3 protein-coding genes are annotated in these 1,850 nt (G+C 42.6%); all 3 read right to left on the reverse strand.

Features of this window, described 5'->3' with window-relative positions; genetic code table 11:
- Positions 1-784: PBSX family phage terminase large subunit (locus FTU29_RS17160; RefSeq protein WP_180123020.1), on the reverse strand; the 784-nt coding region annotated here is incomplete at its 3' end.
- Positions 759-1,241, reverse strand: a complete 483-nt coding sequence (locus tag FTU29_RS17165) for a terminase small subunit (RefSeq protein WP_180123022.1) — start codon at positions 1,239-1,241, stop codon at positions 759-761. The genes FTU29_RS17160 and FTU29_RS17165, both read right to left, overlap by 26 nt.
- Positions 1,222-1,749, reverse strand: coding sequence for a hypothetical protein (locus FTU29_RS17170; protein WP_180123024.1), 528 nt, complete (start codon positions 1,747-1,749; stop codon positions 1,222-1,224). The genes FTU29_RS17165 and FTU29_RS17170 overlap by 20 nt, the downstream gene beginning before the upstream one ends.
- Positions 1,750-1,850: the final 101 nt, after the last annotated feature.

Genomic DNA, 1,850 nt, shown 5'->3' on the forward strand with positions numbered 1-1,850 from the left:
AAATTGCAGTAGGATCAAGAATCCCCAAATCCCACGATGTATAAACGGGTAAATTTGGATCATGCGGAACTTTGCAAATACGATTCTCACGCTTGATCTGCTCAAACTCAGCTTTGTAGATTGCGCCGTCTGCAATTTCTTTTGGTTTACCAAGCCAAATGTGCTCATATTGATCGTAGTCATCAGCTTTCATCTGTTCAGCTAGTGCAATCAATTCGGCTGGGCATTCCCTGTTGTCTGTGTAATTAATCTGCACCACAACCGTGTCGTCACGCTCACCAAGCACGTATTGCGAATAAACAGCGTCACTTGGTAATTTTGGGTTCATTGACATGATAACCATTGGCTTATAAGTACGAACAACTGTAGGAATCAAAATAGACAAGGAGAACGCACTCACTGTCTGCGCTTCCTCGATCCACGTGATTGTTGCACCCTCGAATGACTTAACTGATTCAACCGTATGATTCAGTAAGCCAGCAAAGCTAAACTCAGTGCCATTAATGCCACGTATTTCTGTTTCTAAGATTTGATAGAAGTGACCCAAGCCTAATGCAGCAATGCGATCCGATAAAAGCTTGTGAACAGACTGTTTAATTGACTTTTGCACTTCACGACAGCAAAGAATGCGATGCTTTTGTTTTGCGCCTTCGATCAGTAGAAAGTCTGCAATTTCCCACGACTTACCACCCCCACGACCACCATGGTAGACGTAAAAAAGTTTATTATTTTTTAGGTGTGTATAAAGTGGTTTAAATCTACTCGGTACTCGCTTCTCCATCATCTTCGAATACCACCTTCAAACTCATATTGATTGGGTTATTTGGGTCGCCTGAATGCTCAATTTTGTCTTTAAACATGCCCAGGTGCTTGCCAAGCAACTCCAAACCTCTTAATGCGCCAGTCTCCTTAAATTCAAAAAGACAAGCTAAATCACCCTCAGGGCCTTGCACTAGGAGTGGTGAGCCATCTCTTGCTTGAACAGCTTCTTGCTGCATACAGCGCTCAATGACTTTTTGAATATTGCTTAACACGTAATCTTGTGTAATCTCAGTACGTTCAGCGCGTTTGTTTTGCGCTTCCTCTATCGCTTTTTGAATGTTAGGTTTTGTGAGGTTTTCGCTACCAATCTCTTTTGCTGTCTTTTCGCTATACCCTGCACGAATGGCGGCTTGCGTAGCATTCAGGTCTATCAGATATTCTTCGACAAACCTTTGCTGTTTAGGCGTTAGGTTCGCCATGCTTCATCTCCCAAGCAAACATCAAATCATCAGGCGTATTCAACCAACACCCATGTTTATTACAAAAAGCATGAATGTCATTCAAATACTCTGTGAACTGATCGACCGTTGCATCCGTTGTGCTAATTAGCTCATTTAGCCCATCTGCTACCTGTTGATACATCGGATGATTTTGTTCTCGCAGCACTGTCACAGCGGCAAACGTGGCCCTGTATTGTCCAACATCATCACGCGCATAAATCCGAGCAAGCATGTGTTTCTTAAAATACAAATGCTCTGAATCTTTATCTGTACCTTGACGCTTGGACCACTGGTTCATCCACATCCAATAAAGGCGGTTCTGCGCTTTACTCCGGTCATCTTCTTTTTGATTGATCCGAACAACTAAAGGCTTGCCATCACTTAACGCATTCGCATGATGTCTATGCATGTATGCAATAGCCTTGCCCACCTCTTCAAATGACTTAATGACGAATGTTGCAGGTTCGAGTTTAAAAGTATTCTTCATCCCTTTTACCCATCATCAACTCAGTCTTAACCAGCCATTGCTCAAACAGCTTTTCACTTTCTTCACGATTGCCCAACTTGTACTGATCAAATTGACTATGG

Source organism: Acinetobacter sp. YH12086 (genome assembly GCF_013419345.1).
Classification (GTDB): domain Bacteria; phylum Pseudomonadota; class Gammaproteobacteria; order Pseudomonadales; family Moraxellaceae; genus Acinetobacter; species Acinetobacter amyesii.

Coding starts and splice junctions, on each gene's coding strand:
- FTU29_RS17165 (WP_180123022.1), bottom strand. CDS start 1,241: ATGGCGAACCTAACGCCTAAACAGCAAAGGTTTGTCGAAGAATATCTG.
- FTU29_RS17170 (WP_180123024.1), bottom strand. CDS start 1,749: ATGAAGAATACTTTTAAACTCGAACCTGCAACATTCGTCATTAAGTCA.